Below are 25,429 nucleotides of genomic sequence, written 5' to 3'. Positions count from 1 at the left end.
GTGTTGATCGTTCATAGGTTGTTGCCTCTACAAGGGGGGTTGCCCGAAAAGGCTCACGCCCAGCTTTTTATCACCGCGCCGCAATACAGGCCGGAGAGTGTTTTCATCACCTGAATCACTTCGTGGCTGGCCAGGCCGTAGAAAATGTATTTGCCTTCACGCCGAGTACTCACCAGTCCTTCGTCGCGTAAAATACCCAACTGTTGGGACAGCGTTGGTTGACGCACATCGGTCATGGTTTCCAATTCGCCGACGTTGCGCTCGCCCTGGGTCAACTGGCAGAGGATCAGCAGGCGGTCCTCATTGGCCAAGGCCTTGAGCAGCGCGCAGGCCTTGGAGGCCGAGGCACGCAGTTGCGCCACTTCACCTTCGCTTAGACTGGATTGCATTTGCAGATAACCTTAGTCGTCACTTAAGCTGCGGACATTATGTTTAAACATAAAGTGTTGCAACCCCTTGTGTCTTTCTGTCATCCAGCCAGGGCCCGCCACCATGCCAGCGTTGATCCAAGCCTTCCTTGACGACGCCTCGTCGACCTATACGTATGTGATCTACGAACACGACGGCAGCCGCTGCGCGATTGTCGATTCAGTACTCGATTACCACCCGGCGTCCGGCAGAACCGCTACCACTCAGGCTGACCGGGTGATTGCTTTCGTCCGCGAGCACCAATTGCAAACCCAATGGCTGCTGGAAACCCACGCCCACGCCGATCACCTGTCCGCCGCGCCCTATCTGCGCCGAGAACTGGGCGGCAAGATCGCCATCGGCCAGGCCATCAGCCAGGTGCAGGACGTCTTCAAAAGTCTGTTCAACCTCGAGCCGGCGTTCCGCAGCGACGGTTCGCAGTTCGACCACTTGTTTGCGCCGGACGAGGTGTTTGCCATCGGCAACCTCAAGGCCAAGGCGCTGCATGTCCCAGGGCACACCCCGGCGGACATGGCCTATCTGATTGACGATGAATTGATTCTGGTGGGCGACACGCTGTTCATGCCTGACGTCGGCACCGCCCGTTGCGACTTTCCCGGCGGCAACGCCAATCAGCTATTCGCCTCGATGCACACATTGCTGGCTTTCCCCGCCGACACCCGTCTCTATGTCTGCCATGACTACCCGCCAGCCGGCCGCACTTCTCAGTGCATGACCACCGTCGGCGAGCAACGCAACAGCAATATTCATGTGCATGACGGTATCGACGAAGCGGCGTTCGTCGAGATGCGCACCCAGCGCGATGAGGGCTTATGCATGCCGACGTTGATGCTGCCGGCAATTCAAGTGAATGTGCGGGCGGGGAACCTGCCGCCAGCGGAAAACAACGACGTGGTGTACCTGAAGATCCCGCTGAACCAATTCTGAACCCAAGATCAAAAGATCGCAGCCTGCGGCAGCTCCTACGCCGACCACGAGCCACCCCATGTAGGAGCTGCCGCAGGTTCGGGCCGCGTTCGGACGATCTTTTGACGGTGATCTTAGTTGGCCAAGGTCAAGCCATTGGCCGGCAACGGCAACGCCGTCTTATAGCGCACCTGCTTCAGCGCAAAGCTTGAGCGGATGTTGGCGACGCCCGGAACTTTGGTCAGAAAGTCCATCATGAAGCGCTCCAGCGACTGAATGGTCGGCACCAGGACACGGATCAAATAGTCCGGGTCGCCGGCCATCAGGTAGCACTCCATCACCTCCGGACGATTGGCGATGGCTGCCTCGAACTGCGCCAGCGCCTCCTCCACCTGTTTCTCCAGGCTGACGTGAATGAACACGTTGACGTGCAGCCCCAGCAGTTCGGCGTCCAGCAGCGTGACCTGCTCGCGAATCAGCCCCAATTCCTCCATCGCCTTGACCCGGTTGAAACACGGTGTCGGTGACAGATTCACTGAGCGTGCGAGGTCGGCGTTGGTGATGCGGGCGTTCTCCTGAAGGCTGTTGAGAATGCCGATGTCGGTACGGTCAAGTTTGCGCATGAGATAAAAAACCTGTTTTTTTATGTTTATGCAGATTTTTTATCCTCAAATGACCTTAAGCGCAACGAAACAGAGATAAATATTCTTCTTGGCCCGGCCTATGATTGTTGTAGGACAAGATTTCTTTTATCGAAGAATGACGGTCAGCTCACTACAAGAAATTCACAAGATCGAGCGTAGAAGCCATGAACCAAGCGTACGAACCGCTGCGCCTGCACGTTCCCGAACCTTCGGGCCGTCCCGGCTGCAAAACCGACTTCTCCTACCTGCGTCTGACCGATGCCGGCACGGTGCGCAAACCCCCAATCGACGTAGAACCTGCCGATACCGCTGATCTGGCCAAGGGCCTGATTCGCGTGCTCGACGATCAGGGCAATGCCCTGGGTCCGTGGGCGGAAGGCGTGCCCGTGGAGATTCTGCGTAAAGGCATGCGCGCCATGCTCAAAACGCGGATTTTCGACAACCGCATGGTGGTCGCCCAGCGTCAGAAAAAGATGTCGTTCTACATGCAGAGCCTTGGCGAAGAAGCCATCGGCAGCGCCCAGGCCCTGGCCCTGAACATCGACGACATGTGCTTCCCCACCTACCGTCAGCAAAGCATTCTGATGGCCCGCGAAGTGCCGCTGGTGGACCTGATCTGCCAACTGCTGTCCAACGAGCGCGATCCGCTCAAGGGCCGCCAGTTGCCGATCATGTACTCGGTGCGCGATCACGGCTTCTTCACTATTTCCGGCAACCTCGCCACCCAGTTCGTGCAAGGCGTGGGCTGGGGCATGGCGTCGGCGATCAAGGGCGATACCAAGATCGCCTCGGCCTGGATCGGCGACGGCGCCACCGCTGAATCCGACTTCCACACCGCCCTCACCTTCGCTCACGTTTACCGTGCGCCAGTGATCCTCAACGTGGTCAACAACCAGTGGGCGATTTCCACGTTCCAGGCGATTGCTGGCGGTGAAGCCACCACGTTCGCCGGTCGTGGCGTCGGCTGCGGCATCGCCTCGCTGCGGGTCGATGGCAACGATTTTGTCGCGGTCTACGCGGCCTCTGCCTGGGCCGCCGAACGCGCCCGCCGCAACCTCGGTCCGACCATGATCGAATGGGTCACCTACCGTGCCGGCCCGCACTCGACTTCTGACGATCCGTCCAAGTACCGCCCTGCCGACGACTGGAGCCACTTCCCGCTCGGCGATCCGATCATGCGCCTCAAGCAACACCTGATCCGCATCGGCCAGTGGTCCGAAGAGGAGCACGTCAGTGTCAGCGCTGAACTGGAAGCCGAAATCATCGCCGCGCAGAAAGAAGCCGAGCAGTACGGCACCCTTGCCGGCGGCCAGATTCCGAGCGCAGCGACGATGTTCGAAGACGTCTATAAAGAGATGCCGGAGCACTTGAAGCGCCAGCGTCAAGAGTTGGGGATCTGACATGAACGATCACAACAATAATATCGAGCTGGAAACCGCCATGACCACGACCACCATGACCATGATCCAGGCCCTGCGCTCGGCCATGGACGTGATGCTTGAGCGCGACGACAATGTCGTGGTGTTCGGCCAGGACGTCGGCTACTTCGGCGGCGTGTTCCGTTGCACCGAAGGCCTGCAGAGCAAATACGGCACCTCGCGGGTGTTCGATGCACCGATCTCCGAAAGCGGCATCGTCGGCGTCGCTGTCGGCATGGGTGCCTACGGTTTGCGTCCGGTGGCAGAGATCCAGTTCGCCGATTACGTCTACCCGGCGTCGGACCAGATCATTTCCGAAGCAGCCCGCCTGCGCTATCGCTCGGCCGGCGAGTTCACTGCACCAATGACCCTGCGCATGCCTTGCGGCGGCGGTATCTACGGTGGCCAGACCCACAGCCAGAGCATTGAAGCGATGTTCACCCAGGTCTGCGGTTTGCGCACGGTCATGCCGTCCAACCCCTACGACGCCAAAGGCCTGCTGATCGCCTCCATCGAAAACGATGACCCGGTGATCTTCCTTGAGCCAAAACGCCTGTACAACGGCCCGTTCGACGGCCATCACGACCGCCCGGTAACCCCGTGGTCGAAACACCCGGCCGCGCAAGTACCGGACGGTTACTACACCGTGCCGCTGGACGTCGCCGCCATCACCCGTCCGGGCAAGGACGTGACCATCCTGACCTACGGTACCACCGTGTATGTCTCGCAAGTGGCCGCCGAAGAATCCGGCATCGACGCCGAAGTCATCGACCTGCGCAGCCTGTGGCCGCTGGACCTGGAGACCATCGTCAAGTCGGTGAAGAAAACCGGCCGTTGCGTGGTTGTCCACGAAGCGACCCGCACCTGCGGCTTTGGCGCCGAACTGGTGTCGCTGGTGCAAGAACATTGCTTCCACTACCTGGAAGCGCCGATCGAACGTGTGACCGGTTGGGATACTCCCTACCCGCATGCGCAAGAGTGGGCGTATTTCCCTGGTCCGTCCCGTGTGGGCGCGGCTTTGAAACGGGTCATGGAGGTCTGAATGGGCACGCACGTTATTAAAATGCCGGACATTGGCGAAGGCATTGCAGAAGTTGAACTGTCGGTATGGCACGTCAAGGTCGGCGACATGGTCGTCGAAGATCAGGTGCTGGCCGATGTGATGACCGACAAGGCGATGGTCGACATCCCGTCCCCGGTGCATGGCAAGGTTATTGCCTTGGGCGGTGTGCCTGGCGAAGTCATGGCCGTCGGCAGTATCTTGATCAGCATCGAAGTGGAAGGCGCGGGCAACGTCAAAGAGTCTTCTCAGCCAGCGGTAGTCGCAGCAACACCGAAGCCTGCGCCGGTTGCCGCACCGAAAGTCGAAGCCGTGGTTGAAAGCAAACCCGCCGCACCGGTTCGTCCTGTCGTGCCGCAAGGCCCGCTGGTCGCTCGCGAGGCCGATGAGCGCCCGCTGGCCTCCCCGGCCGTGCGCAAACATGCGCTGGAGGCCGGCATCCAATTGCGCCTGGTCCGTGGCACCGGCCCGGCCGGGCGGATTCTTCACGAGGACCTCGACGCCTATCTGGCGCAAGGTCAACAGCCGCAGTCGGGCACCGTGGCCGCTTACGCCGAACGCAACGACGAACAGCAGATCCCGGTGATCGGCATGCGTCGCAAGATCGCCCAGCGGATGCAGGACGCGACTCAGCGTGCGGCACACTTCAGCTACGTCGAAGAGATCGACGTCACTGCAGTGGAAGAACTGCGTGCGAATCTGAATGAGAAACACGGCGCCACCCGCGGCAAGCTGACGTTGCTGCCGTTCCTGGTGCGTGCCATGGTCGTCGCCCTGCGCGACTTCCCGCAGATCAACGCCCGTTACGACGACGAAGCCCAGGTCATCACCCGCCTCGGTGCGGTGCATGTGGGCGTCGCGACCCAAAGCGACATCGGTTTGATGGTGCCTGTGGTGCGTCACGCCGAGGCTCGCAGCCTGTGGGACAGCGCCGCAGAAATCTCCCGTCTGGCCACTGCTGCGCGCAATGGCAAGGCCAGCCGCGATGAACTGTCCGGCTCGACCATCACCCTGACCAGCCTCGGCGCGTTGGGCGGCATCGTCAGCACCCCGGTGCTGAACCTGCCGGAAGTGGCCATCGTCGGCGTCAACAAGATCGTCGAGCGGCCGATGGTGATCAAAGGCCAGATCGTGATTCGCAAGATGATGAACCTCTCCAGCTCCTTCGATCACCGGGTGGTCGATGGCATGGACGCGGCGCAATTCATCCAGGCCATTCGCGGCTTGCTCGAACAACCCGCAACCCTGTTTGTGGACTGATTATTAGTGGGGCATGCATGCAACAGACTTTGAACACTACGCTGCTGATTATCGGCGGCGGCCCTGGCGGTTATGTGGCGGCGATTCGTGCAGGTCAGCTGGGCATCAGCACCATTCTGGTCGAAGGCCAGTCGCTCGGCGGTACCTGCCTGAACATCGGCTGCATTCCGTCGAAAGCGCTGATTCATGTGGCTGAGCAGTTTCATCAGACTCAGCATCACAGCCAGCACTCGGCCCTCGGGATCAACGTCTCGGCGCCAACCCTGGACATCGGCAAAAGCGTCGAGTGGAAGGACGGCATTGTTGATCGCCTGACCACCGGCGTTGCGGCACTGCTGAAGAAGCACAAGGTCCAGGTCATTCACGGCTGGGCCAAGGTCATCGACGGCAAAACCGTCGAAGTCGGCGACACCCGCATCCAGTGCGAACACCTGCTGCTGGCCACTGGTTCGAAAAGCGTCAACCTGCCAATGCTGCCGATTGGCGGGCCGATCATCTCCTCCACCGAAGCCCTGACGCCGAAAAGCGTGCCAAAACAGCTGATCGTGGTCGGTGGCGGCTACATCGGGCTTGAGCTGGGCATTGCCTACCGCAAGCTCGGCGCTGAAGTCAGCGTGGTCGAAGCGCAGGATCGCATTCTGCCGGCCTACGACGCCGAACTGACCCAACCGGTGAACGAAGCCCTCAAACAACTCGGCGTGAAGCTTTACTTGAAGCACAGCGTTGAAGGCTTTGATTCACAAGCCAATACCTTACAAGTTCGCGACCCGAACGGTGAAACCCTGAACCTGGCCACCGATCAGGTGCTGGTGGCGGTCGGACGCAAACCCAACACCCAGGGCTGGAACCTTGAAGCCTTGAACCTGGACATGAACGGTTCGGCGATCAAGATCGACAACCGCTGTGCGACCAGCATGCGCAACGTCTGGGCCATCGGCGACTTGAGCGGCGAGCCAATGCTCGCCCACCGCGCCATGGCGCAGGGTGAAATGGTCGCCGAGCTGATTTCGGGCAAACACCGCGAGTTCAACCCGACAGCCATCGCCGCCGTGTGCTTTACCGACCCGGAACTGGTGGTGGTCGGCAAGACCCCGGACGAAGCCAAGGCCGCAGGCCTGGATTGCATCGTGTCGAGCTTCCCGTTCGCTGCCAATGGCCGGGCGATGACCCTGGAATCGAAAAGTGGCTTCGTGCGGGTGGTCGCACGGCGTGACAATCACCTGATTGTCGGCTGGCAAGCGGTCGGTGCCGGCGTGTCCGAGTTGTCGACAGCGTTCGGCCAATCCCTGGAAATGGGCGCTCGCCTGGAAGACATCGCCGGCACCATCCACGCCCACCCGACGCTGGGTGAAGCGGTGCAGGAAGCGGCGTTGCGAGCACTGGGGCATGCGTTGCATTTGTGAAGATCAAAAGATCGTCCGAACGCGGCCCGAACCTTCGGCAGCTCCTACAGGGGTTCGCGGATATTGTAGGAGCCGCCGCAGGCTGCGATCTTTTAGGTTTTTTGCACTGCGATTTAGCTTTGGAATGAAGTATTGTTGTCCCCATCCAGAAAAACGTCAGAAGCCTTGAACCGTTCAGGCGATTGTTAAGTGATAGAGGGTGTCATGGGTAACGAAAGCATCAATTGGGACAAGCTGGGTTTTGACTACATCAAGACAGACAAGCGTTATCTGTCGTACTGGCGCAACGGTTCCTGGGATAAAGGCACCTTAACCTCCGACAACGTGCTGCATATCAGCGAGGGCTCGACCGCCCTGCACTACGGCCAGCAATGCTTCGAAGGCATGAAGGCCTATCGTTGCAAGGACGGTTCGATCAACCTGTTCCGCCCGGACCAGAACGCCCTGCGCATGCAGCGCAGCTGCGCTCGCCTGCTGATGGCGCAGGTGGAAACCGAAGACTTCATCGAAGCCTGCAAGGCCGTGGTACGTGCCAACGAGCGTTTCATTCCGCCGTACGGCACTGGCGGCGCGCTGTACCTGCGTCCGTTCGTGATCGGCGTGGGTGACAACATCGGCGTGCGCACCGCCCCCGAATTCCTCTTCTCGATCTTCGCCATCCCGGTCGGCGCCTACTTCAAGGGCGGCCTGACCCCGCACAACTTCCTGATTTCCAGCTACGACCGCGCCGCGCCACAAGGCACCGGTGCTGCCAAGGTCGGTGGCAACTACGCCGCCAGCCTGATGCCCGGTTCCGAGGCCAAGAAGGCGCACTTCGCCGACTGCATTTATCTGGACCCGATGACCCACACGAAGATCGAAGAAGTCGGCTCGGCCAACTTCTTTGGTATCACCCACGACAACACATTCGTCACGCCGAAATCCCCTTCGGTGTTGCCGGGCATCACCCGTCTGTCGTTGATCGAGCTGGCAAAATCGCGTCTGGGTATGGAAGTCATTGAAGGCGACGTGTTCATCGACAAGATCGGCGACTTCAAGGAAGCCGGCGCCTGCGGTACTGCTGCGGTGATCACGCCAATCGGCGGCATCGAGTACAACGGCAAACTGCACGTGTTCCACAGCGAAACCGAAGTCGGCCCGGTCACCCAGAAGCTCTACAAAGAGCTGACCGGTGTGCAGACCGGCGACATCGAAGCGCCAGAGGGCTGGATCGTCAAGGTCTGATCCAGCGCTTGCCGCACTGAAAAGCCCACCCATTGCTAACGCGGTGTGTGGGCTTTTGGTTTTCAGCGCGCCAAGATCGCAGCCTTCGGCAGCTCCTACAGAGAGCGGTGTAAACCCGTAGGAGCTGCCGCAGGCTGCGATCTTTTGATCTTCAAATCACCCTGCAATCAACCGCCCCACCTGACCGGCATCTACTTCGACCTGGGCAAACAGCCACTCCAGAAACACCTGAGTCTGCGCCGTCACGTCCGGCGCAACTCCATAGTAATAACGCGGCAACGGCATGCGCAGTTCGGGCAACGGACAGATCAGACGACCGCTCGACAGGTCATCGCCCAGCAACGAGGCCGGACACAGGGCAATGCCCTCGCCCTCCACCGCAGCCTGAAGCACCGGTTGCATGTGATCGAACTGCAGCGTCGTCTGAGTCGCTGACTGCGTTTCGCCAAACTGCAGGGCCCAGTTGTGCCAGTCCTCACGACGTGTCTTGGCGGTCAGCAGGGTATGTCGGCTCAGGGCGTTCAAGTCGTCGAGCGGTAGTCGCTGGATCAGCGATGGCGCCGCGACCAGCAACAAATCGTCTTCAAACAGTACCTGAGCGTGAATGTCTGACGCCCAGCCATCGCGGCCACGTCGGATGACAATGTCGAACCCGTCTCGTGCGTGATCGGGCGCCAGAGTGGAAGTGACCACCACAGGTTTTATGTCCGGATGCAGCGCCATGAAATCCGCCAGCCTGGGCGTCAGCCAGCGCAGGGCAAAGGTCGGGCGGACGTTGATCTTCACGGTGCGCAGCGAGGCCTGTTGCTTGAGTGCCGCTGCGGCGTTGGCAATCTGTGACAGTCCAGCGCTGACCTGTTCATAGAAACGCTGTCCTGCCGGGGTCAGAACCGATTGCCGGATACGCCGCTCGAACAACTGCACGGCCAGGTGCTCCTCAAGCCGTTTGATGTGACGACTGACGGCACTGTGGCTGACATGCAGCTCCTCGGCCGCGAGGCTGAAGCTCTGATGACGAGCGGCGGCCACGAAAGCGCGAACAGCGTTCAAGGGGGGGAGTTGATTGATCATGCGTCTAATTTAGTCACATATGCGCTGCAATTAAAGCGTTTGTCACGCCCTCCTCGTCACGCCAATCTGCGGCATCACCTGATGGAGTGCGAGATGAATAGCTACGGATTATTTTTACTGTTTGCCACCTTGACCATTCTCAGCCCCGGACCGGGTGTGCTGCTGACGCTGACCAACGCGCTGCGCCATGGCTGGACGGGCGCACTGCCAGGGATTCTGGGGATCGCATCAGGGGCGTTTGTCGTCGCCGCCATCAGCGCCACCAGCGTTGGCCTGATTCTAGCCACTTCGGCAAACGCCTTTACCGCGTTGAAATACGCCGGGGCCGCCTACTTGTTGTACCTGGGCTACAAAAGCTGGCATTCGGATCGTTTCAGTACGTTGCTTGAAACACGCCCCACCAGCCCTGGCTATCGTTTCATCGAAGCGGCTTCGATCCAGTTTTTGAACCCCAAGGCGGTGTTCTTCTTTCTGGCGGTATTTCCACAGTTCATCGACCCCTCGGCGCACTTCTACAGCCAATTCTTCAAACTGGTCAGCTCCTACGGCGTGGTGGTGATCGTGGTGCATAGCAGCTATGCCTTGCTCGCCAATGCCGCCAAAGGCTGGTTGTCGAGTCCGAAGGGTGCCTGGCTGGCCGCGAAAATCTCGGGCGTGACCTTCACCGGTTTCGGCCTGCTCATGGCCTCGGCCAGCCGTTAAAGCGAAGGGCTGGCGATCGCCCGGCGCCTTTTCTCGATAGAACCGGGTTGGACTGTCATGACCTGAACCGGCAACTCAAGCGCAAATCGGCTGCTGAGTTCCTTGCGCCCGGTTACCGTCAATGCCAGCGCCCGGCTGTCCAGATCCTGCGTCAGCCATGTGCGCTTGATCGCCGTTTGCAGCAACGCCGCGCCCAATGAGCCGCCGAGATGCGGACGACGCATGCTCCAGTCGAGGCAGGAACAGGCAAAGCGTCGGCGCAGACTGCTCAAGGATTTCACTTCGATGCCCAACCCTCCGAAAAAGCGCTCTCCGGTTTCGCTCAACACGTACTGCTGATCGCCCTGCTCCGACATCACCAACCAACCCGCCTCCAGCATTCGGTCATGCAGCAGCACCGCCAGCGTACCGGCCATGTGGTCGTAGCAGGTGCGGGCGAATTGCAGGCGATCGGGTGTGCGCGGGCTGAACGTCGGCGCAGCGTTCTGGCCGATCACCATCAGCGCTTCCAGCGCCTGGGCGACCCGCTGGTCCGCGAGGCTGTAGTAACGATGACGGCCCTGGACGTGCAGGCGCACCAACGCGAGGTCCTTGAGTTTCGCCAGATGGGCGCTGGCCGTAGAGGCGCTGACGTCGGCGATCACTGCCAGCTCGGTGCTGGTGCGCGCGTGGCCGTCCATCAGCGAGCAGAGGATTTTCGTCCGGGCCGGCTCGGCAATCGCCGCCGCCACGTGCGAGACGCCGATGTCGTGTTGTTCAACATTCATATTTCGCTCCCGGGCGAATCGTCGCCCTGTCGAACTGGAGATAGTAGCAACACTTTCCACCGACGAATAAGGCAGCGCCTCATGGACCCGATCATCGCCGCGACCCATATCGACCCCTACCCTTACTACGCCAGCCTGCGGGCTGTCGCTGGCCTTTCGTTTCATCAAGGTCTGAGCCTGTGGGTGGCCAGCAGCGCCGCTGCGGTCGCCGCCGTCCTCGCTCATCCCGACTGCAAAGTCCGGCCGGCCCACGAACCGGTGCCCAAGGCCATTGCACACGGCGCAGCCGGCAAGGTGTTTGGCCAGTTGATGCGAATGAACGACGGCGAGCGCCAGCGCTGCCCGAGGTCAGCCATACAACCGGGGCTGGAAATGCTCAACACCAAGGCAGTCAGCGCGCTGGTCCGCGCCCGGTTGATCAGCCCATCCGCCGACGGGCTGCACAAGGCAATGTTCATGGGCCCGGTTTGCGTGGTCGCTTCGCTGCTCGGCTTCACTCCGGCAGAAGGTCGAACCCTCAGCGAACTGACGGCTGATTTCGTCGGGTGCCTGTCGCCCCTGAGCAGCCCGGCCCAACTGGACGCGGCCCATGCAGCGGCGGAACACTTGAACGGTTACTTCGTGGAACGCCTCAGCGCGCAGGATCACCAAAGCCCGTTACTTGAAGGGATTCGCCAACGCCTGTCAGCCCCTGACACCCTGCTCGCCAACCTGATTGGCCTGCTTTCCCAGACCTATGAGGCCACCGCCGGGTTAATCGGCAACGCCGTGCTGGCATTGATCCGCAACCCGCAGCTCAAGAGTGAAATGCGGCGCGACCTGACGCGAGTCGGCGACCTGCTGGCGGAAGTCCAGCGCCATGACCCTTCGGTTCAAAACACCCGCCGCTTCGTCAGCGCACCCTGTGAAATCGCCGGTGTCAGCCTCAAGCCCGGCGATGTCATTCTGGTACTGTTGGCCTCGGCCAACCGCGACCCACAGCTCAACGACAACCCAGACGCCTTCATCCTCGACCGCCCGGCCCGCCGCAGCTTCACCTTCGGCGCCGATCGCCATCAATGCCCCGGCCAGACACTGGCCATGAGCATCGCCAGCGCCACACTCAGTGAAATCCTGACGCACAACGGCGCGCTGGATCAGCTTGCCTGGGATTACCGCCCGTCCCTGAACGGGCGCATTCCGGTGTTTAGAGAACTGACAGGGGCTCAGCCATGATCGCCAGCGATCGCTCAAGCGTTGCGATACTCAACCGTCAAGTGTGACAGCTCATGGACCGGGGCCAGTCGTTCGCGGATGGCATCGGCCGTGACGGCGGCCGAGGTCACGACGCTGACAATCGCTGCACGGGCCTGTGGGCCTACGCGCCAGACATGCAAGTCGGTGATACTGACATCGCCTGTCGACTCAAGCAGTTCACGAACCTCGGCGGCAACGTGCTCATCGGTTGTATCCAGCAGCACCGCAGCGCTGTTTCGCATCAAGCCATAGGCCCAATTGGCGATCACGATTGCGCCGACGATACCCATCACCGGGTCCAGCCAGACCCAACCCAGATAGCGACCGGCCAACAACGCAGCGATAGCCAGCACGGAGGTCATTGCATCGGCCAGTACATGGACATAGGCCGAACGCAGATTGTTGTCGTGATGATGCTCATGACCGTGACCGTGACCGTGACCGTGACCGTGACCGTGGTCATGATGCGCAGAGTTACCGGCCAGTAAAAGCGCGCTGACGATGTTTACGGCCAGGCCCACCACGGCAATCAGCGTCGCTTCGGTGAAGGCCACGGTAGTCGGTTGAAACAGCCGCATGATGGACTCTGCGCCAATGGCGATCGAGACCAGCCCCAGCACCATCGCCGAGGCGAAGCCCGCCAGATCCCCCACCTTACCCGTACCAAAACTGTAGCGCGCATTACCGGCGTTGCGTCTGGCAAACCCGTAAGCGATCGCGGTAATGCCGAGCGCACCGACGTGGGTTGCCATATGAAAACCATCCGCCAATAGCGCCATGGAACCGGTGATGTAACCCGCGGCAATCTCGCCAACCATCATGACGAACGTCAGCGCAACGACCCACAGCGTGCGTCTGGCATTGTCATCGTGGGTGGCGCCCAGAAACATATGATCGTGGGAAAAACGTGAAACCTGAGGTGAACTGTTCATGGGTTGCATGACCTTCAATTTGAATAACGACGAATGGCTTGCAGCAACTCTTCAAGACCTTCGGCGCGTTCTTGATCGCTGAGTTCGGGGCTGGCCACGTGTTCGCGGGCGTGGGCTTCGATGAACTGATCCATCAGACCATTGACCGCGCCACGAATCGCCGCGACCAAGTGCAGGGTTTTCGCGCAGTCGGCCTCCGACTCCAATGCCCGCTCGACGGCTTGAACCTGACCGGCGATACGACGAACCCGCTTCAGCAAATCGTCTTTGTGCTCGTGAATGTGCGACATACCCATACCCCCTATACCTATCTACAGGAGGGATAGTCGCCGATTACGTCAACATTGGCAACCCTGCCTTCACCCAATGGTCATGGGACACATCGCGAAACGGCGCTGATAACCGGCGATCAGCGCCTGCAGCGTTGGCAGCGTTGGCAGCGTTGGCAGCGGCGTATTCGGCACGAAGGTGCTGCCCGGCCAGCTGATATGGTGTGATGGTCAACATCGTCAGCCAGGCCAATCCAGCCGAGTTGGCTAAGGCCAAAACGAAAGCGCCCTATCCGGATCAAAGGAATGTCAATGAGTGCAAGTTTTTCAGGCATTACGTGGGGCTTTCCCGGCATCGACCGGCGTCTGCTGAAAGTGCAATTCAGCTTTTTACTGATGGTTATGGGGGGACGGTGCAATCAACTGGCGGTGGCCTGGTGGGCCTTGCAGGAAACAGGCTCTGCGCTCTATTTCGCCAACATGATTGCCTGTTCCATCGCGGCTGAGGTGTTAGCCAAACCCCTGCTGGGGTGGTTGGGGGACAAGTACAACAAAATCCTGATCATCAAGCTGGCCTCATGGATCAGTCTGCTGACAGCGCTGTTGATGGTAGTGCTGTCCGCCACAGGCTTGTTCAACCCTTGGACGGTGGGCGCGCTAATGATGATCAGCAGTGCGATCGTCGGCGTGCGCGACCCTCTCCAGGCGTCGATCATTCCTTTGTTTGCCGACGACGATAAAGTCTCCCTGGCCTTTCGGACCAAAAGCGTGATGTCGTCCTTTTCCATTCTGCTGGGGCCGGTACTGGCCAGCGGGTTGATTTACGGGTTCGGTATCACGTTCGCCTTTGCCGCCGATTTTTTTGCGATTCTCATCGCCGGGGCGTTGATCGCGACCATCCCGAACCACATTGGCGCCACTGGCCAAGGCGGAAAAACTTCAGGTGCCAGCGGCTTCAGCATGATCTATTCCGGCTTCAAAGTGGTTTACGGAGTGAAAGTCGAGTTTTACCTGGCCATCATCGCAATGCTGATCAACTTTGCCCTGTTTCCGTTCTTCACCATCCTGATCCCACTGTACGTAAAGGACGTCATCCAGTACCCGGTCACTTACATCGGGCTTCTGGACTCGTGCTTCGGGCTGGGCATTCTGGCGGGTAGTTACAAAATCATCGGCTGGTTAACCGAGCGGATCCCCCGTGACATGTGTGTGTCCGCAGGTTTTGCATTACTGGGGTGCAACTTGGTGGTAGTCGGCACCGTTTCATCGTCGTTCATCGTACCCGCGGCCTTTTTCTGCGGCGGCGTCGGCCTGATGTTGATCAACATCCCCACCTCCGCCGTGAGGTTGCTGGCGACGCCCAAGCTCCATCGCAACCGGATTTTTGCCACGGTTTCATTTCTGTCTGCGGCTGCCAGCCCCTTGGGCAGTTTCGCGATGAACACCCTGATCGCCTTTCTGGGGGTCGCACTGACAATCACGCTGCTGGGCGTCATGGTGCTGCTGTTGTCTCTGCTGGTCTTTCTGGTACCCGATTTCAAAACTTTCATGCGTTCCCAGGATACGCAGCTCAATGATGCTTACCTGGACAAATACCCTGAAGCGTTTGCGCACTGACGTGCCTCGCCGTACCCCCGCCTCTTACAACGGTCGAGGCGTAACAGCAGTCAGTCGTCGCGCGTCAGCACTTCAAGCAATTCAATCTCGAAAATCAGGTTGGAATTGGGCGTGATGGCGCCCATCGAGCGCTCGCCATAGGCCAGATGCGCCGGCACCAGCAACTTGCGCTTGCCGCCGACCCTCATGCCCATCAGACCCTGATCCCAACCTTTGATCACTCGGCCAGTGCCGATCACGCATTGAAAGGGTTTGCCGCGATCCCAGGAAGAATCGAACGGTGTGCCGTCCTCCAGAAAGCCGCGGTACTGAGTGGTAATCAAGGCGCCTTTAACGGCGGCTTTGCCGTCACCCAATTCAAGGTCGATGACCTGCAATTCTTCGTTCATGACTGCTCTCTCGTTAGCGATGACCCTAAACACGGACCGCGTTTTCTCAGATTTCGCCTTGCAGGGCAATCCTGTTGGAGCCCCTGGTGCAGTCAGCGGCTCAACGCTCGATCGGCATAATCGCCAAAATCTGCCCGTTGCCAGTATGCACCAGCATGTACTTGTCGTTGACCTGCACCCACTGGCTCTGGCTTTGCGGGGTTTTCAAACCGCGGTTCTTCCAGTCGGCCAGGGCCTTGTCGCTACGTTTGTAGACGTCCGGCGCAGGGTCGCCGACTTGCAGGTTACGGGCGTTGATTGGCGCAGCCTGGACGATGGTTTGCAGAGGGTCGGCGGCCAGGACCATCGGGCAGACAACGGCAAGACTCGCAAGCACTGCCATGGCAGCCAGTTTTTTTTGATGCAGCATCGGTGTACCTCCAGTGAATTCATGGCACCCGTTCCGGGACCGCGATTGCGTTCAGTCATTCGAAACGCTCACACCTCACTGTAGCGATAATTCTGCGATTGACCTTGGTGCAGTGATAATCCGCACGCATCAATAGATGCTAAATATGCACTTATCATATTGATCGACCTGCCCCAGTATCCCGCCCTAATAAGATCCATGCGCCACGTTGCGCATGTCATAAAAAGCGCGGGAGAAAAAACATGCAGGCTACAACCCATCCGCCAGCGGCATCCGCTCGCCGCAAGGCCAGTGCGATTTTCCGGGTCACCTCGGGCAACTTCCTGGAACAGTTCGACTTCTTCCTCTTCGGTTTCTACGCCACCTATATTGCGGCGGCGTTCTTCCCTGCCAGCAGCGAATTCGCCTCGCTGATGATGACCTTCGCGGTGTTTGGCGCAGGCTTTCTGATGCGCCCGTTGGGTGCGGTGATTCTCGGTGCCTACATCGATGACGTCGGCCGCCGCAAAGGCTTGATCGTCACCCTGTCGATCATGGCCAGCGGCACAATCCTGATTGTGCTGGTGCCCGGCTACGAGACGATCGGCCTGTTTGCCCCGGCGCTGGTGTTGATCGGCCGTCTGCTTCAAGGCTTTTCCGCAGGCGCGGAACTGGGCGGCGTGTCGGTGTACCTGGCGGAAATCGCCACACCGGGCCGCAAGGGCTTCTTCACCAGTTGGCAGTCGGCCAGTCAGCAAGTGGCAATCGTCATTGCCGCCGCGCTGGGTTATGCGCTGAATCAGTGGATGCCGGCGGCGGTGATTGCCGACTGGGGCTGGCGCATTCCGTTTTTCGTCGGTTGCATGATCGTGCCGTTCATCTTCCTGCTACGTCGCAACCTTGAAGAAACCGCAGAGTTCACTGCCCGCCGTCACCGCCCAAGCATGCGTCAGGTGTTCGGCACCTTGTTGCAGAACTGGCAGATCGTAATCGCCGGAATGCTGATGGTCGCGCTGACCACCACCGCGTTTTACCTGATCACCGTTTACGCGCCGACCTTCGGCAAAACCGTGCTGCACCTGAGCACCGCCGATGCGTTGCTGGTGACCTTGCTGGTCGGTGTGTCGAACTTCTGCTGGCTGCCGCTGGGTGGCGCACTCTCGGACCGCATCGGCCGACGCCCGGTGTTGCTGGCCATGACCCTGTTGACCCTGGCCACGGCCTATCCAGCGTTGTCATATCTGGTCCAGGCGCCGAGCTTCATCAACATGCTGCTGGTGCTGCTGTGGTTGTCGTTCATCTACGGTTTGTACAACGGCGCAATGGTTGCAGCGCTGACTGAAATCATGCCGGTGGAAGTCCGCGTGGCCGGTTTCTCCCTGGCCTACAGCCTGGCGACCGCAGTATTCGGCGGTTTCACCCCGGCGATTTCGACCTTCTTGATTCAGTACTCCGGCGACAAGGCCGCCCCCGGTTACTGGATGAGTTTCGCCGCGCTGTGTGCGTTGTGCGCAACGCTTTACCTGTACCGGCGCTCGACCGGACGTTTACAAGCCGCCGCGCAATAAGCCACTCCCTGACAGAGAAGTGTCGATGAAAAAATTACTGAACCTCGTGGCGCTGACCCTGATCGGCGCCATGGGGCTGAGCACCGTTGCCCAGGCTGAAGAGCTGCGCGTGATGACCTCCGGCGGTTTCACCGCTGCCTATAAAGTGCTCGGCCCGAAATTCGCCGCCGCCACCGGCAACACGCTCGATACGGCGCTCGGCCCGTCGATGGGCAAGGCGCCTGAGGCGATCCCCAATCGGCTGGCCCGTGGCGAACGCGCCGATGTGCTGATCATGGTCGGCTACGCCCTGGATGAGTTGATCAAGCAAGGCAAGGTCTTGCCCGAGTCGCGGGTTGAACTGGCCGATTCAAGGATTGGTCTGGTGGTGCGCGAGGGTGCGGCGACGCCGGACATCAGCTCGGTCGAGGCGCTGAAGGCGACATTGCTCAATGCCAAATCCGTGGCCTATTCCGACAGCGCCAGCGGCGTGTACATCCAGGACCAGATGTTCAAGCGCCTGGGCATCGAGCCGCAGCTCAAAGCCAAATCGACCATGGTGCCTAAAATCCCGGTGGGCACTGTGGTTGCCAGCGGCAAGTACCAACTGGGTTTCCAGCAGGTCAGTGAATTGCTCCCGGTACCCGGCGTGACCTTCGTCGGCAAGATTCCGGAATCCGTGCAGTCAGTCACACGCTTCGCCGCTGGCATTCCCGTGGGCGCGCAACACCCGGCGCAAGCCAAGGCATTGCTCGACTACCTCGCCTCCCCGGCCGCCCAACCGGATGTCACGGCAACCGGACTGGACTCGATCAACCGCTAAGCCCGGCGCCGGCCTCAGCCGATCTACGCTGAGGCCGGTTCTGGCGGTTGGCTGAACTTCATTTCGACGATCAATCGCTCCAGCTCCAAAGCGGCTGGCGTCAACGTCCGCCCCCGGCGTTTGAGCAGGCCGACGCTGCGCATCACTTGCGGGTCGGTCAGCGGCACATGGGTCAGAATCGGGTGGTCACTGCCGGGCATCGCCATCAACGGCACCGCTGCAATGCCGAGACCGGCTTCGACCAGCCCGATCATCGTAGTGACATGACGGGTTTCACAGATGCTCTGACGCGCCGGCACGATCCCGCTCAGCGCCTGATCCAGCAGAAAACGATTGCCCGAGGTCTTGTCGAGGGAGATGTAATCCTGCTGATACAGCTCGCTCCAACTCACGCTTGCGCGACTGGCCAAGGCGTGATCGCGCCGGCAAGCAACCACATAACGCTCCTGCACCAGCGGTTCGAACTCGACCTCGGCCTCCAGCGTGCCCATGAAACTCAAGCCGAAATCCGCCTCGCCATTGACCACCGCGCTCAAGACGTCGTGGGCGCTGGAGTCGAGGACCTTGACCTTGATTCGCGGAAATCGCTGATGGTATTGGGCGACCACCCGCGGCATGAAGTAGTAGGCCGCCGAAGGTACACAGGCCACGGTGACGTAGCCCGAACGGGTCGACGCCACGTCACTGATCCCCAGCAGCGCCACATCCAGGTCATCCAGCAAACGCTCGACACTGGGGGAAAACGCGCGCCCCGCTTGCGTGAGGCTGACCCTGCGGGTGGTGCGTTCGAACAGTTTGACCCCAAGCGCATCTTCGAGCTTCTCAATCCGTCGGCTCAGCGCTGGCTGGGAGATCCGCACCGTGTCGGCGGCCTTGCGGAAGCTGCCCTGCTCGACCACCGCGCGAAAAGCCTGCAAGTCATTCAGATCGAAATTGATGGCCATGACGCCCACTCACCGGCAAACGAATTGATCAGCTTATCCTATGGATGTAACAAATTGATGCAAATTGTAACGCGGTAATCCGCGATAGCCGGCACTCATGACTGACTGATGCCGGCCCAGCCTTTATCCTGTCCGCCTTTGTGACCCATGATTGCCCGCAATGTGTGTCGTTCGACGTATTCCCAGGAGTCAGCCATGCCCCATGAAGGCAACCTGTTGCAAGCCGCTGTGGTCTTTCTGTTCGCGGCGGTGCTCACCGTACCCTTAGCCAAACGCCTGCAACTGGGTGCGGTGTTGGGCTATCTGCTGGCTGGGGTCATCATTGGGCCGTCGGTGCTGGGGTTGATCGGTAACCCGCAAAGCGTCAGCCATATTTCCGAGCTCGGCGTGGTCTTGCTGCTGTTCATCATTGGCCTTGAGCTGTCGCCACGACGGCTGTGGGTGATGCGCAAAGCGGTGTTCGGCGTCGGTCTGGCACAGGTGCTGCTGACCGGTTCGGTGATCGGCGTGCTGGCGTTCTACGTGTTTGGCCAGGCGCTTAACAGCGCGATCGTGCTTGGCCTGGGCCTGGCGTTGTCGTCCACCGCCTTCGGCCTGCAAAGCCTGGCTGAACGCAAGGAACTGACCAGCCCTCACGGGCGGCTGGCGTTTGCCATTTTGCTGTTTCAGGACATCGCCGCAATCCCGCTGATTGCCATGGTGCCGCTGCTCGCCGGCGGTGATCACACCACCACGGCAGCCGAGGACCTGAACCATGTCCTTCGGGTGCTGGGCAGCATCGCGGTGGTGGTGATCGGCGGGCGTTACCTGTTGCGACCGGTATTTCGTGTCGTCGCCAAAACCGGTCTGCCGGAAGTCTCGACCGCGACTGCGTTGCTGGTAGTGATCGGCACCGCGTGGCTGATGGACCTGGTCGGCGTATCCATGGCCCTCGGTGCGTTCCTCGCCGGTCTGCTGCTGGCGGACTCGGAATACCGCCATGAACTGGAAGCGCAGATCGAACCGTTCAAGGGCCTGCTGCTGGGGCTGTTTTTCATCAGTGTCGGCATGGGCGCCAACATCAGCCTGTTGTTCAGCGCCCCGGCGACAGTGCTGGGCCTGACCCTGCTGCTGATCATGCTCAAGCTGCCCATGCTGTTTGTCGTCGGGCGGCTGGCCGGAGGCCTGAGTCGGCTGAGTGCGCTGCGCCTGGGCATCGTGCTGGCGGCGGGCGGTGAGTTTGCGTTCGTGGTGTTCAAGATCGGCCGCGATCAAGGCCTGTTCGACCCACGGATGTACGACCTTCAGGTGCTGACCATCACCCTGTCCATGGCCGTGACACCGCTGTTGCTTTTGATGTGTGGCCGACTGGTTAAATCGAAAGTCCAGCCCGTCACCGTGCCGCCCCACTTGCGCGAAATCGACACCGACGCACCCCGCGTGGTCATCGCCGGCATGGGCCGCATGGGTCAGATCGTGGCGCGGATTCTGCGAGCGCAAAATGTCCAGTTCGTCGCCCTCGATACGTCGGTGGAAACCATCGAACTGTCCCGCAGTTTTGGCGGTGTACCGGTGTTCTACGGTGACCCGATGCGCCCGGAGATTCTCAGCGCGGCCAAGGTCGGGCAGGCGGAATTCTTTGTGATTGCCACCGATGACCCGGACACCAACATCAAGACCGCCGAACTGGTGCGCAAGCTCTACCCGCACATGAAAATCATCGCCCGTGCCCGTAACCGTCAGCACGTCCACCGCTTGGTCGACCTCGGTGCCGAGGCGGTCCGGGAAACCTATTATTCAAGCCTGGAAATGAGCCGCCGAACCCTGCTCGGTCTGGGCCTGAGCCAGACCCAGGCCGATGCCCGCATCGAACGTTTCAAGCATCACGACGAACAGGTGCTCGAAGCCCAGCACGCAATCTACGACGATGCCGCGAAAGTCATGCAGAGCGCCCAGGAAGCCCGAGCCGAACTGGCACGGCTGTTCGAGGCGGATCAGCTTGAGGAAGAGACGGGCAAACCTTGAAACCCGAAAAGATCGCGTTCCCCGTAGGAGCTGCCGCAGGCTGCGATCTTTTGATCTGAAATGCTGAAAGGAATCCATGATGAGCAACGCAGACCAGTCCTCCCCCGCCCTGAAGGAAATCTTCAACGCCGAACGCTTGCAACACATCGCTACCGAAATGCATGCGGTGTACCCGGCGTTCAACGCCAAGGCGTTCCTGAAACTGGCCAATGCTGGCCTCGCCGAGTTGTCAGTGATGCAACGCATGGCGCGGGTCGGGGAATGTCTGCACGCGGTCTTGCCGCTGAGCTATGAGCAGACACTGGAGATCCTGCGTCCGCTCGCGCCGCGCCTGAACAGCGGCTTTGTCAGCATGTTCCTGCCCCACTATGTCGCCACCTACGGCGCCCATGCGTTCGAGCTGTCGATGGACGCGCTCAAGTACTTCACCACGTTCGGATCATCGGAATTCGCGATCCGGCATTTCCTGCGCAGCGACTTGGAGCGCTCGCTGGCGTTGATGCACGATTGGTCGCGGGACAACAACGAACACGTCCGCCGTCTGGCCAGCGAAGGCAGTCGACCGCGCCTGCCGTGGTCGTTTCGTCTGGAACCGGTACAAGCCGACCCGACGCTGGCAGCAGCGATCCTCGAAAACCTCAAGGCCGACAGCAGCCTTTACGTACGCAAGTCAGTGGCCAATCACCTCAACGACATCACCAAGGACCACCCCGAGTGGGTGCTGAGTCTGATCGAAGGCTGGTCACTGGAAGACCCGCGCACCGCGTGGATTGCCAAACACGCGCTGCGTAGCTTGATCAAACAGGGCAATCAGCGGGCACTGGCGATTATCGGCGCTGGCGGTAAACCCGAGGTCCAGATCCATAACCTAAAGGTTGAACCGGCGGTGATCCGCCTCGGCGAGACCATAAAGCTCTCGTTCGATCTTCATTCAACCGCCAGTGACAACCAGCGACTGGTCATCGATTACGCCATCGACTACGTCAAAGCCTCAGGCGCAACCTCGGCGAAAGTCTTCAAACTCAAAGGCCTCACCCTACCCGCCCACGCCCGGCAAACCCTCAGCCGCGCCCAGCAAATCCGCGAGCTAACCACCCGCAAGCATTACGCGGGCACGCATGAGGTACACATCATGGTCAATGGTGAGCGACTGGGAAGCACCGCGTTTGAAATTACTCCATGACCCCAGCGGTTTTGATCGGCGTACACCTGCAAGAGATCGGTCGGCTATCAGGCCGCCAAGATCAAAAGATCGCAGCCTGCGGCAGCTCCTACAAATATCACCCACCCACAATGAAGCAGCCCCACCACCACTCAACAGGCCGAGCGTTAGCTCGCCTGCCGCTTTTGATCTTGATCCACCCGCCCCTTCGGGAGGCTGAGTGGAGGTGTTTATCAGGGGGCTGGCGCGCAGCGCCGTACGGCGCAGCCGGACACATCGAGAGGAGGTCGAAGCGAAGCCGACCGTAGGCGATGCCCCCTGATGGACACCGGAGCGAGGGAACGCCGAGCCTAGGCGAGGGGCCGTACGCTTGGGGCGAGACTTTTTGGTTACTTTTGAGGCGTTTGTCAAAAGTGACACGCTGTAAGAGCGGAACCATAAGGGGCCGTTACCGCAGCAACGGATATGTACACCTGCAAGAGATTGGTCGGCTATCAGGCCGCCAAGATCAAAAGATCGCAGCCTGCGGCAGCTCCTACAGTTCAGAGGTGGGCCCAAGCAGCAGCGTCTGCTCGCGATCACACAACCCCACCACGTAATCCCACAACACCCGCAATCGCACCGACTTGTGCAGCTCGCGGCGGGTGCTGATCCAGTAGCTGCGCTGGATGCTCTCGGCCGGCAGCAGCGGCACCAGTTCCGGGTCGTTACTGGCCATGTAGCACGGCAACACGGCGATCCCCAATCCCGAGCGTGCCGCCTGCTGCTGGGCGATCACGCTGGTGCTGTGGAACACCACTTGAGGGTTACGGCAGAAGCTGTTGAGAAACATCAATTCCTGACTGAATAACAGATCGTCGACGTAACCGATCCAGGCATGCCGCGCCAGGTCGTCACGGCTGCGCAACGGTGGCGAGCGATCAAGGTAGGCCTGACTGGCGTAAAGCGCCAGGCGGTAATCGGTGAGTTTACGAGTGACCAGCATATCGGCGGCCGGACGTTCCAGATGAATGCTGATCTCGGCTTCGCGGTTGAGGATGCTGACGAAGCGCGGCACGGCCACCAGTTCCACCTCCAGCCCCGGATAGCGATCAAACAAACCCTGCATGCGACTGGCGAGGAACATGATCCCCAAGCCCTCGGTCACCCCGACGCGGATCTTGCCCAGCGGCGCGCTGGATTGGGTGATTTCCTCCTGCGCCAGCAAGGCGACGTTTTCCATGGCTTCAGCATGTTTAAGCAGTGCTTCGCCGGCCGGCGTCAGTTGGTAACCCTGGGCTTGCTGGACGAACAACGCAGTGCCGAGGCTGGTCTCGATGGCCTCAATGTGCCGCGCCACGGTGGCGTGGGTGGTTTTCAGGCGCCGGGCGGCGGTCAGCAAGCGGCCGCTGCGTTGCAATTCGAGAAAAAACCGCAGGTCATTCCAGTCGAACATCAGCCTTCCTTGAATGCTTGGGAGCAGATCACTGTTTAAAAACGCACAGCAGCTGAGCAAAAACTAACATTCTTTTGCCGAAAACTAACAACTAGGATGGATCCCAATAAGAACAACACGCTGCGAGGTCATGGATGCAACCTGCCGTTGATGCATACGATTACATCGTGGTCGGCGCCGGGCCAGCCGGTTGTCTGCTGGCCAATCGACTCTCCGCCAACCCGCAACACCGGGTGCTGCTGCTTGAAGCCGGCGGGCGCGATAACTATCCCTGGATTCACATTCCGGTCGGTTACCTGTTTTGCATCGGCAACCCGCGCACCGACTGGTGCTTCAAGACCGAAGCGCAAACCGGCCTGCAAGGCCGCAGCCTGAGCTACCCGCGCGGCAAGGTGCTGGGCGGTTGCTCGTCGATCAACGGCATGATCTACATGCGCGGTCAGGCTGGCGACTACGACCGTTGGGCTGCCGAAGGCAACCCCGGCTGGAACTGGAACGACGTACTGCCGCTGTTCAAGCAAAGCGAACACCATTTTGCCGGCGACTCTGCGTTTCACGGCGCCGCCGGGGAGTGGCGCGTCGAACGCCAACGGCTGTCGTGGCCGATTCTCGACGCCTTCCGTAGCGCCGCCGAACAAAGCGGCATCGCCAACCTTGATGACTTCAACCAGGGCGACAACGAAGGTTGCGGCTACTTCCAGGTCAACCAGAAGGCCGGGATACGCTGGAATGCTGCGAAGGCTTTTCTCAAACCGATTCGCCAGCGACCGAACCTCACCGTGCTGACCGACGTCGACGTCGACCGCGTGCTACTGGAAAACGGTCGAGCATCAAAAATCAGTGCGCGCTGGCAAGGCAAGGCAACCACCTTCGTCGCCCACCGGGAAATCATCCTCAGCGCCGGTTCCGTCGGTTCGCCAAGCATCCTGCAACGTTCCGGCATTGGCCCGAGCGGCCTGCTCAAACGCTTGGGGATCGGCGTCGCCCACGAACTCAACGGGGTCGGCGGCAACCTGCAGGATCACTTGCAGCTGCGGCTGATCTACACACTGGAAAACGCCCGGACCCTGAACCAGATCGCCGGCAGCCTGTGGGGCAAAATCGGCATGGGCTTGCGCTATCTGTACGACCGCAGTGGCCCGTTGTCGATGGCCCCAAGTCAACTCGGCGCTTTTGCCCGCTCCGGGCCGGAACAAACCTCGGCGAACCTCGAATACCATGTCCAGCCGCTCTCGCTTGAGCGCTTCGGCGAACCCTTGCATGCGTTCCCGGCGTTCACCGCCTCGGTGTGCGACCTGCGCCCGAAAAGTCGTGGTCGAGTCGAGATTCGTTCGGCCGACCCACAGCAGGCGCCGCTGATTCAGCCCAATTACCTGAGCCATCCCGAAGACCTGCGCGTGGCCGCCGATGCGATTCGCCTGACCCGACGCATCGTTGCCGCGCCGGCCCTGCAACCGTTCAAACCGGTCGAATACCTGCCGGGCGCGGCCTTGCAAAGCGAAGAACAACTGCACGAAGCGGCCGCGCGCATCGGCACGACGATTTTCCACCCGGTCGGCACCTGCCGCATGGGCAACGATGCCGATGCAGTGGTCGATGCCCAACTGCGGGTTCACGGCATTCCCGGTCTGCGCATCGCCGATGCGTCGATCATGCCGCACATCACCTCGGGCAACACCTGCTCACCTACACTGATGATCGCCGAGAAAGCGGCGCAGCTGATTCTCGCCGCCACACCAAGGAGCCTTACGCCAAACCAACTGAACACAGAAGAACACGCGTAGGCGCTGCCGGAGGCT

25 protein-coding genes are annotated in these 25,429 nt (G+C 60.4%); 14 read left to right on the top strand and 11 right to left on the bottom strand.

Annotated elements, in window-relative coordinates; all coding sequences use genetic code 11:
- Positions 1-53: 53 nt before the first annotated feature.
- Positions 54-389: an ArsR/SmtB family transcription factor gene (locus BLL42_RS26300; RefSeq protein ID WP_071555483.1), complete on the bottom strand. Its 336-nt coding sequence runs from the start codon at positions 387-389 to the stop codon at positions 54-56.
- A 103-nt stretch (positions 390-492) separates the two neighbouring features.
- Between BLL42_RS26300 and BLL42_RS26295 the strand changes: the two genes are divergently transcribed.
- Positions 493-1,356 (top strand): MBL fold metallo-hydrolase, encoded by an 864-nt coding sequence (locus tag BLL42_RS26295; protein ID WP_071555482.1) that lies wholly within the window; start codon positions 493-495, stop codon positions 1,354-1,356.
- 113 nt (positions 1,357-1,469) lie between these two features.
- On the opposite strand, the gene bkdR is transcribed toward BLL42_RS26295, so the two are convergent.
- On the bottom strand, positions 1,470-1,958 hold the full coding sequence (gene bkdR, locus BLL42_RS26290) for a Bkd operon transcriptional regulator BkdR (RefSeq protein ID WP_071555481.1): 489 nt from the start codon (positions 1,956-1,958) through the stop codon (positions 1,470-1,472).
- 185 nt (positions 1,959-2,143) lie between these two features.
- Between bkdR and BLL42_RS26285 the strand changes: the two genes are divergently transcribed.
- From BLL42_RS26285 to BLL42_RS26265, 5 genes are all read left to right on the top strand, one after another.
- Complete coding sequence (locus tag BLL42_RS26285; RefSeq protein WP_071555480.1) at positions 2,144-3,379, top strand: 3-methyl-2-oxobutanoate dehydrogenase (2-methylpropanoyl-transferring) subunit alpha; 1,236 nt, start codon at positions 2,144-2,146, stop codon at positions 3,377-3,379.
- 1 nt (position 3,380) lies between these two features.
- Positions 3,381-4,439: an alpha-ketoacid dehydrogenase subunit beta gene (locus tag BLL42_RS26280; protein ID WP_071555479.1), complete on the top strand. Its 1,059-nt coding sequence runs from the start codon at positions 3,381-3,383 to the stop codon at positions 4,437-4,439.
- Positions 4,440-5,717, top strand: a complete 1,278-nt coding sequence (locus tag BLL42_RS26275; RefSeq protein ID WP_071555478.1) for a dihydrolipoamide acetyltransferase family protein — start codon at positions 4,440-4,442, stop codon at positions 5,715-5,717. It abuts the gene before it with no gap.
- 17 nt (positions 5,718-5,734) lie between these two features.
- Complete coding sequence (gene lpdA, locus BLL42_RS26270) at positions 5,735-7,120, top strand: dihydrolipoyl dehydrogenase (RefSeq protein WP_071555477.1); 1,386 nt, start codon at positions 5,735-5,737, stop codon at positions 7,118-7,120.
- Between the two features lie 204 nt (positions 7,121-7,324).
- Entirely contained in the window at positions 7,325-8,344 is a 1,020-nt protein-coding gene (locus tag BLL42_RS26265; RefSeq protein WP_071555476.1) for a branched-chain amino acid aminotransferase, read from the top strand.
- 156 nt (positions 8,345-8,500) lie between these two features.
- Here the strand turns inward: BLL42_RS26265 and BLL42_RS26260 are convergent, their stop codons facing one another.
- Positions 8,501-9,415 (bottom strand): LysR substrate-binding domain-containing protein, encoded by a 915-nt coding sequence (locus BLL42_RS26260; RefSeq protein ID WP_071555475.1) that lies wholly within the window; start codon positions 9,413-9,415, stop codon positions 8,501-8,503.
- 93 nt (positions 9,416-9,508) lie between these two features.
- Here BLL42_RS26260 and BLL42_RS26255 point away from each other — a divergent pair, with 93 nt between their 5' ends.
- The gene (locus BLL42_RS26255) at positions 9,509-10,117 is read left to right on the top strand and encodes a LysE family translocator (RefSeq protein ID WP_071555474.1); all 609 of its coding nucleotides are present in this window, start codon (positions 9,509-9,511) and stop codon (positions 10,115-10,117) included.
- On the opposite strand, the gene BLL42_RS26250 is transcribed toward BLL42_RS26255, so the two are convergent.
- The gene (locus BLL42_RS26250; RefSeq protein ID WP_071555473.1) at positions 10,114-10,884 is read right to left on the bottom strand and encodes an ArsR/SmtB family transcription factor; all 771 of its coding nucleotides are present in this window, start codon (positions 10,882-10,884) and stop codon (positions 10,114-10,116) included. The two genes, BLL42_RS26255 and BLL42_RS26250, sit on opposite strands and share 4 nt — an antisense overlap.
- 81 nt (positions 10,885-10,965) lie before the next feature.
- Here BLL42_RS26250 and BLL42_RS26245 point away from each other — a divergent pair, with 81 nt between their 5' ends.
- Complete coding sequence (locus BLL42_RS26245; RefSeq protein ID WP_071555472.1) at positions 10,966-12,099, top strand: cytochrome P450; 1,134 nt, start codon at positions 10,966-10,968, stop codon at positions 12,097-12,099.
- A 14-nt stretch (positions 12,100-12,113) separates the two neighbouring features.
- On the opposite strand, the gene dmeF is transcribed toward BLL42_RS26245, so the two are convergent.
- From dmeF to BLL42_RS29865, 3 genes are read right to left on the bottom strand one after another with little or no spacing between them, the layout of a single operon-like run.
- Complete coding sequence (gene dmeF / locus BLL42_RS26240; RefSeq protein ID WP_071555861.1) at positions 12,114-13,052, bottom strand: CDF family Co(II)/Ni(II) efflux transporter DmeF; 939 nt, start codon at positions 13,050-13,052, stop codon at positions 12,114-12,116.
- 14 nt (positions 13,053-13,066) lie between these two features.
- Positions 13,067-13,342: a metal/formaldehyde-sensitive transcriptional repressor gene (locus BLL42_RS26235; RefSeq protein WP_054598351.1), complete on the bottom strand. Its 276-nt coding sequence runs from the start codon at positions 13,340-13,342 to the stop codon at positions 13,067-13,069.
- A gap of 43 nt (positions 13,343-13,385) precedes the next feature.
- On the bottom strand, positions 13,386-13,598 hold the full coding sequence (locus BLL42_RS29865) for a hypothetical protein (RefSeq protein WP_129586983.1): 213 nt from the start codon (positions 13,596-13,598) through the stop codon (positions 13,386-13,388).
- A 35-nt stretch (positions 13,599-13,633) separates the two neighbouring features.
- Here BLL42_RS29865 and BLL42_RS26230 point away from each other — a divergent pair, with 35 nt between their 5' ends.
- Complete coding sequence (locus tag BLL42_RS26230; protein WP_071555471.1) at positions 13,634-14,938, top strand: MFS transporter; 1,305 nt, start codon at positions 13,634-13,636, stop codon at positions 14,936-14,938.
- A gap of 50 nt (positions 14,939-14,988) precedes the next feature.
- Here the strand turns inward: BLL42_RS26230 and BLL42_RS26225 are convergent, their stop codons facing one another.
- Both BLL42_RS26225 and BLL42_RS26220 read right to left on the bottom strand, forming a co-directional pair.
- Positions 14,989-15,327: an FKBP-type peptidyl-prolyl cis-trans isomerase gene (locus tag BLL42_RS26225; protein ID WP_071555470.1), complete on the bottom strand. Its 339-nt coding sequence runs from the start codon at positions 15,325-15,327 to the stop codon at positions 14,989-14,991.
- A 100-nt stretch (positions 15,328-15,427) separates the two neighbouring features.
- Positions 15,428-15,736 carry an RcnB family protein gene (locus tag BLL42_RS26220; RefSeq protein WP_071555469.1) on the bottom strand — a complete coding sequence of 103 codons (309 nt, stop codon included), beginning with the start codon at positions 15,734-15,736 and terminating at the stop codon, positions 15,428-15,430.
- Between the two features lie 242 nt (positions 15,737-15,978).
- On the opposite strand from BLL42_RS26220, the gene BLL42_RS26215 reads away from it, so the two are divergent.
- Both BLL42_RS26215 and BLL42_RS26210 read left to right on the top strand, forming a co-directional pair.
- Complete coding sequence (locus BLL42_RS26215; protein WP_071555468.1) at positions 15,979-17,283, top strand: MFS transporter; 1,305 nt, start codon at positions 15,979-15,981, stop codon at positions 17,281-17,283.
- Positions 17,284-17,308: 25 nt separating this feature from the next.
- The gene (locus BLL42_RS26210) at positions 17,309-18,085 is read left to right on the top strand and encodes a substrate-binding domain-containing protein (RefSeq protein WP_071555467.1); all 777 of its coding nucleotides are present in this window, start codon (positions 17,309-17,311) and stop codon (positions 18,083-18,085) included.
- Between the two features lie 23 nt (positions 18,086-18,108).
- Here BLL42_RS26210 and BLL42_RS26205 read toward each other — a convergent pair whose 3' ends face one another.
- On the bottom strand, positions 18,109-19,029 hold the full coding sequence (locus tag BLL42_RS26205) for a LysR family transcriptional regulator (protein WP_071555466.1): 921 nt from the start codon (positions 19,027-19,029) through the stop codon (positions 18,109-18,111).
- A gap of 195 nt (positions 19,030-19,224) precedes the next feature.
- On the opposite strand from BLL42_RS26205, the gene BLL42_RS26200 reads away from it, so the two are divergent.
- A complete protein-coding gene (locus tag BLL42_RS26200; RefSeq protein WP_071555465.1) occupies positions 19,225-21,033 on the top strand; it encodes a monovalent cation:proton antiporter-2 (CPA2) family protein in 1,809 nt (602 codons plus the stop codon).
- Positions 21,034-21,112: 79 nt separating this feature from the next.
- Complete coding sequence (locus BLL42_RS26195; protein WP_071555464.1) at positions 21,113-22,216, top strand: DNA alkylation repair protein; 1,104 nt, start codon at positions 21,113-21,115, stop codon at positions 22,214-22,216.
- A 514-nt stretch (positions 22,217-22,730) separates the two neighbouring features.
- Here BLL42_RS26195 and BLL42_RS26190 read toward each other — a convergent pair.
- Positions 22,731-23,630, bottom strand: a complete 900-nt coding sequence (locus BLL42_RS26190; protein WP_071555463.1) for a LysR family transcriptional regulator — start codon at positions 23,628-23,630, stop codon at positions 22,731-22,733.
- A gap of 134 nt (positions 23,631-23,764) precedes the next feature.
- Between BLL42_RS26190 and BLL42_RS26185 the strand changes: the two genes are divergently transcribed.
- Complete coding sequence (locus BLL42_RS26185; RefSeq protein ID WP_071555462.1) at positions 23,765-25,414, top strand: GMC family oxidoreductase; 1,650 nt, start codon at positions 23,765-23,767, stop codon at positions 25,412-25,414.
- Positions 25,415-25,429 lie beyond the last annotated feature (15 nt).

The sequence above is a fragment of the Pseudomonas frederiksbergensis genome, from assembly GCF_001874645.1.
Taxonomy (GTDB): Bacteria; Pseudomonadota; Gammaproteobacteria; order Pseudomonadales; family Pseudomonadaceae; genus Aquipseudomonas; species Aquipseudomonas frederiksbergensis_B.
This window is presented reverse-complemented; position numbering and strand designations above follow the sequence as displayed.